Below are 5,546 nucleotides of genomic sequence, written 5' to 3'. Positions count from 1 at the left end.
TCAAACTGTGGGAGCGGGCTTGCTCGCGAAGGGGCCAGAGCCGCCGCTACATTTCTAAACTCCTGCGCCGACCTCGCGGCCACCGACCAAGCGCTCCAACGCGTCACCCAACCCCAAAGCCTTGTCGCCAATCAGCAAATGCCAAACACCACTGTCGAGTTGGGTTACGCCTTGGCATCCAAGCGCCACAAGTTGAGCCTCGGACAACACTGAGTCATCCCCCAATTCCACCCGCAACCGCGTCATCGCCACCGCTTCCAACTGGCGGACATTCCCCCGGCCACCCAGGGCATTCAGCCATTTCTCGGCTTCCTGCACATTCACCACCACCGGCTTATCCACAGGCGTAACGTTCACTGGCGCAGTGGCGACAAACGACGGCATGGCCAAGCGAATCTCATCGGCGATGCTGTCAGCCATCGGCCCAACCACTACCTGCAAGCTCCCGCCATTACCCGGCCGAACCACCGCCATGGCGCCCAGGGCTTTCAGCTCGGCATCCACGGCCTTGTTGCGATCCACCATGTCCAACCGCAGGCGCGTGGTGCAAGCACCCACGCTCAGCAAGTTCTCTGCACCGCCTAGCGCCTGGATGTAAGCCGTGGCTCGCTGGTTGTCACTCATCGCTTCAGCTTGTACGACTTGAATATCTTCACGCCCTGGCGTCTTCAAGTTGAACCGACGAATGCAGTAGTTGAACACGCTGTAGTAGATCGCTGCGTAGGCCAGGCCCACCGGGAACACCAACCAGCCGTTGGTGGACTTGCCCCAACCCAGCACCATGTCGATAAACCCACCGGAGAAGGTAAAGCCCAGGTGGATATTCAGCATATTGGTGACGGCCATCGACAAGCCGGTGAGCACCGCATGGATCAGGTACAGGAACGGCGCCAGGAACATAAACGCGAACTCAATCGGTTCCGTCACCCCAGTCAAAAACGACGTCAGCGCCATCGACAGGAAGATCCCGCCCATCACCTTACGGCGTTCCGGCAAGGCATTGCGATACATCGCCAAACACGCCGCTGGCAGACCGAATAGCATCACCGGGAACATCCCGGTCATGAACTGGCCGCCTTTCGGGTCGCCGGCAAAGTAGCGGGTCAGGTCGCCGGTCACGACCGCACCGGTGGCCGGGTCGGTAAAGCTGCCGAACACAAACCACGCCATGTTGTTGAGGATATGGTGCAGGCCGGTGACGATCAGCAGGCGGTTGAACACGCCGAACACGAACGCGCCGAAGCTGCCGCTTTCCATCAGCAATACGCCGAAGCTGTTGATGCCGTGCTGGATCGGCGGCCAGATCAAGCCAAAGATGACGCCCAACCCCACCGCACTGAACCCGGTGACAATCGGTACAAACCGTCGCCCACCAAAGAACGCCAGGTACTCCGGCAGTTTGATGTCCTTGAAACGGTTATACAGTCCACCGGCCATCAAGCCGCTGACAATACCGGCGAGCATGCCCATGTTGATGCTGGTGTCCATCACCTTGAGCGTGGAGACCATCACCAGGTAACCAATCGCGCCAGCCAGGCCTGCTGTGCCGTTATTGTCACGGGCAAAGCCTACGGCGATGCCGATGGCGAAGATCAGTGCCAGGTTGGCGAAGATCGCTTGCCCGGCGTCGTGCATGACCGCGATGTTCAAAAGATCCGTATCACCCAGGCGCAGCAACAGGCCGGCGATCGGCAAGATCGCAATCGGCAGCATCAGCGCACGGCCCAGGCGTTGCAGGCCTTCGATAAAGTGTTGGTACATGGCGAGTCTCCTTTGTTCTTGTTGTTGTCAGCTCAGCGGCCAGTGGTGTTGACAGGCTTGGCGAACCGCCTTGGCACCGCTCAGGTCAAGCAGGCTTTGGCTCAGTTGCCGGCATTGCGCCGCATCCAGGTGACGGACACGGTCCTTGATTTCTCCGATCTGCGGCGGGCTCACCGACAGTTCGCTGACCCCCAGGCCTATCAACACCGGCGTGGCCAGCGGGTCAGAGGCGAGGGCGCCGCAGACGCCGACCCAGCGTCCATGTTTGGCAGCTCCCGCACAGGTCTGCGCAATCAGCCGCAGCAACGCCGGGTGCAGGGCGTCGACCCGGGCGGCGAGGCCCGCGTGGTCGCGGTCCATGGCCAGGGTGTACTGGGACAGGTCATTGGTGCCGATGGACAGGAAGTCAGCGTGCTCGGCCAGTTGTTCGGCCATCAGCGCGGCGGCGGGCACTTCGATCATCACCCCCAATTCCGGGCGCTGCGTCAGCCCAAGTGCTGTGCATAACTCATCCAGGCGCAGGCGAATCTGCAGCAGTTCGTCGACTTCACTGACCATCGGCAGCAGGATGCGGCAGCGCTCCAACGGGCTGACTTGCAACAGGGCGCGCAGTTGCTGGTCGAGCAGTTCCGGGCGCACCTGGGCCATGCGGATACCACGCAAGCCCAACACCGGGTTGGCCTCGATGGGCAGCGGCAGGTAGTCGAGCTGCTTGTCGCCGCCCACATCGATGGTACGGATGATCACGGATTTATCGCCCATGGCATCCAGCACGGCTTGATAGGCTTGGCGTTGTTCCTGCTCATCCGGTGCGGTGCGGCGGTCGACGAAGAGGAATTCGGTGCGCAGCAGGCCGACGCCGTCAGCCCCGTTTTCAAAGGCCACTTGGGCCTCGGCGCTGGAGGCGACATTGGCCGCAATTTCAATGCTCACGCCATCGGTGGTACGTGCCGGTTCGCGAGCCTGGGCCTGCTGTTGTTGGCGGCGTAGTTTCTGCGCGTCGCGAATCTGGTGCACTTCGGCGTGACGCGCTTCACTCGGCGCCAGTTCCAGGCGGCCGTTGGCGGCGTCGAGCACCACACGTTGGCCTTGGGGCACGTCGAGTACTTCGTCTCCAAGCGCGACCACACAAGGCAGGCCTTTGCCGCGGGCCAAAATGGCTACGTGAGACGTGGCGCCGCCTTCGGCCATGCAGATGCCGACGGCGTTCTGTGCGCTCAGCTGCAACAGGTCGGAGGGGGTCAGCTCATGGGCACTGACAATCGACCCAGCGGGTAGCTCGAAATGCCAGGCTTCGCCCAGCAGCGCACGCAGTACACGTTGCTGCAAATCCCGCAGGTCGTTGGCGCGTTCGGCGAACAACGGCTTACCCAGCGCCAGCAGCACGGCACATTGCGCCTGGATCGCATCGCGCCAGGCGTGGGTGGCGGCGCTGCCGTGTTCGATGGCGCCGGTGGCGGCGTCCAGCAGGGTCGGGTCTTCGAGCAGGGCGAGGTGGGCGGCGAAGATGTCTTCTTCTTCGGTGTTCTTGCGCTGGCGGGCGTGGTCCAGGGTGCTGCGGATTTCCCCGCGCACTTGTTCCAGTGCGGCATCCAGTCGTTGCAGTTGCTCGTCGGCGATGTGGTCGCCGGAGTCTTGCGGCAGTTCGATGCCAGTCAGATGGAACAACGGCCCGCAGACCAGACCGGGTGCGGCGCACACGCCTTGCAGCACGTTGGCTTCGGTGCTCGCCCGGCGTGGCGTGGCGACGACCGGCGCGTGGTGTTCTTCTTTGAGGGTGGCTGACAGCGCGGCAAGCAATGCCTGCAAGGCCGCCTCGGCATCCTTGCCGCGACAGGTCACACGTACTTCGTCACCTTCGCCAATGCCCAACCCCAACAAGCCGATCAGGCTGTCGCATGCGGCCGATTTATCGCCGAAGTGCAGATGAGCCGTACAGCTGAAACCCTGGGCTGTCTTGCGAATCAGCGCGGCCGGGCGGGCATGCAAGCCGCCACGGTGGGTAATGTGCACGCTGGCGCTGACCTCGGTGGTTGAGTTATCCACAACCGCTTGCACCGCTGCCGGCGAGCGCGCCGCGATCTGCAACAACGGCTGGCCGACCTTGACCGTTTGTCCGGCGAGCGCCCGTAATTCAAAGCGCTCGCCATTGGTCAAAATGATCAAGCTGACCAGGCTTTTGCACTGGCGCGCAATGCGATCCAGATCAAACTGCACCAGCGCCTCGCCCTGGCTCACCCGTGCGCCTTCCTTGACCAGCAGCGCAAAGCCTTCGCCATTCAGTTCTACCGTGTCGATGCCCACATGCATCAATATTTCAGCGCCGTTCTCGGCACGGATCGTCAGTGCATGCCCGGTGCGGGCGACGTGGATGATCACCCCGTCACACGGCGCATGCAGGCAATCATTCAGCGGGTCGATGGCTACCCCATCGCCCATGGCGCCACTGGCGAACACTTCGTCGGGAACGTTGCCCAGGGTCAGCACAGGCCCGCTTAGGGGGGCGCTGAGGGTCAATGCATTATTGTTGTTGGACATGGGCACGGTACTCATCAGGAAAACGCTGCAAACCACTCAGTGAGTGCGGGTAACTTTGCTCAGGTGACGCGGCTGGTCCGGGTCCATGCCCCGGGCAACCGCCAGACCTGCGGCCATCACGTAAAAGCTCTGGATCGCCAGGATCGGGTCCAGGCTCGGGTGTTCGGCGCGGCTCAGGGTCAGGTCGCGCTCGGCGATATCGTCTGGTGCGGCCAGCAGCACGCGGGCGCCGCGTTGACGCATGTCGGCCGCCAGGCTCAACAGTCCGGCTTGTTCAGCACCCCGTGGGGCGAACACCAGCAAGGGGTAGTTCTTGTCGATCAAGGCCATCGGCCCGTGGCGCACTTCGGCGCTGCTGAAGGCTTCGGCCTGGATTGCCGAGGTTTCCTTGAGCTTGAGCGCGGCTTCCTGGGCGATGGCAAACCCGGCACCACGACCGATCACCATCAGTTGCTGGCAGTCGCGCAGGGCTTCGATGGCCAGGCTCCAGTCCTGTCGGGCGGCTGCACGCAGTTCGACTGGCAAGGCGCGGCAGGCTTGCAACAGATCGGTTTCCTGGTTCCAGTGGCCGATCAACTGCGCGCTGGCGCTCAGGGTGGCAATAAAGCTTTTCGTCGCAGCGACGCTTTGTTCCGGTCCGGCGCACAGCGGCACGTGGAACTCGCAGGCGGCTTCCAGCGGCGAGTCTTCGGCGTTGACCAGTGAAATGCTCAAGGCACCGCGTTTGCGCAGCAGGCGCAGGCTGTTGACCAGGTCCGGGCTCTGGCCCGACTGGGAGAAACCAAACGCGACTTGGCCGCTGACTTTCATCGGTGCTTGCAACAAGGTCACCACCGACATCGGCAACGATGCCACTGGAATGCCCACGTGCTGCATGGCCAGGTACGCAAAATAACTGGCGGCATGGTCCGAGCTGCCACGGGCGATGGTCATCGCCACTTGCGGCGGCTGACGGCGCAGGCGGCCGGCGATTTCCTCCAGCAACGGGTCCAGGCGTTGCAGTTGCGCCGCGACGGCGTCACAAGAGGCCAGGGCCTCTTCAAGCATTTTTGAAGTCAATGGTTTCTCCTTCGACCATTACGTCGGTGAGGTGCAGGGAGCGGTCCAGGCGCACGCAGTCGGCAAAGCTGCCGGGTTGCAGGCGACCGCGTTCTTCGAGGCCCAGGTAGTCCGCAGGAAATTGCGACAGGCGTTGTGAGGCTTCGCTGATCGGCAGGCCGATCTTCACCAGGTTGCGCAGCGCCTGG

The 5,546-nt window shown here is 62.8% G+C and carries 3 protein-coding genes and 1 pseudogene; all 4 read right to left on the bottom strand.

The window, feature by feature from the left end; all coding sequences use genetic code 11:
- Window positions 1-54 precede the first annotated feature (54 nt).
- Window positions 55-1,761, bottom strand: a complete 1,707-nt coding sequence (gene nagE, locus ACRESD_RS15385; protein ID WP_431751704.1) for an N-acetylglucosamine-specific PTS transporter subunit IIBC — start codon at window positions 1,759-1,761, stop codon at window positions 55-57.
- A 27-nt stretch (window positions 1,762-1,788) separates the two neighbouring features.
- Entirely contained in the window at window positions 1,789-4,299 is a 2,511-nt protein-coding gene (gene ptsP / locus ACRESD_RS15380; protein WP_431751703.1) for a phosphoenolpyruvate--protein phosphotransferase, read from the bottom strand.
- Window positions 4,300-4,335: 36 nt separating this feature from the next.
- Window positions 4,336-5,358, bottom strand: coding sequence for an SIS domain-containing protein (locus ACRESD_RS15375; protein WP_431751702.1), 1,023 nt, complete (start codon window positions 5,356-5,358; stop codon window positions 4,336-4,338).
- Window positions 5,339-5,546, bottom strand: a pseudogene (locus ACRESD_RS15370) (N-acetylglucosamine-6-phosphate deacetylase); the annotation flags it as partial. The pseudogene ACRESD_RS15370 and the gene ACRESD_RS15375, both read right to left, overlap by 20 nt.

The organism is Pseudomonas sp. (assembly GCF_050739995.1).
Classification (GTDB): Bacteria; Pseudomonadota; Gammaproteobacteria; order Pseudomonadales; family Pseudomonadaceae; genus Aquipseudomonas.
Note: the sequence above shows the minus strand (reverse complement) of the source record. Positions and strands in the feature narration are given on the sequence as shown.